This is a genomic window from Sphingomonas epibiotica, assembly GCF_039615155.1.
Lineage (GTDB): Bacteria > Pseudomonadota > Alphaproteobacteria > Sphingomonadales > Sphingomonadaceae > Sphingomonas.
On sequence record NZ_JBDGHY010000041.1, the window covers coordinates 1 to 490 of the forward strand.

General features: G+C 70.4%; 1 protein-coding gene. It reads left to right on the forward strand.

The annotated features are described in order from the left end of the window. On the forward strand, positions 1–490 hold a 490-nt coding region (locus AAIO73_RS20195; protein ID WP_345880590.1), incomplete at both ends, for an alpha/beta hydrolase.

A 490-nucleotide genomic window follows, 5' to 3' on the forward strand; every position in this document is an offset into this window, starting at 1 on the left:
CACGCCAGCGCCTGGACGTCTATGCTCCGCGCGGCGCTTGCGGGCAGCCGCGACCGGTCGTGGTGTTCTTCTATGGCGGCAGCTGGAACAGCGGGACGCGGGCGGGCTATGCGTTTGTCGGCCGCGCGCTGGCGGCGCAGGGGTTCGTGACCGTCGTCCCCGATTACCGGCTGGTGCCCGACGTCCGTTATCCGGCCTTCATCGAAGACGGTGCCGCGGCCGTGCGCTGGGCGAACGCGAATGCCGGCACCTATTGCGGCGATCGCCGGTCGGTCGTGCTGATGGGCCATTCGGCGGGCGCGTATATCGCGGCGATGCTGGCGGTCGATCCGCGCTGGCTGGGACAGACGCGGTCGGTAGTCCGCGGTTTCGTCGGCCTCGCCGGGCCCTATGATTTTGCCCCGTTCGATGTAGAGGCGAGCCGTGCCGCCTTCGGGCAGGTGTCCGATCCGGCGGAAACGCAGCCGGTAACCTGGGCCGGCGCCGGCGA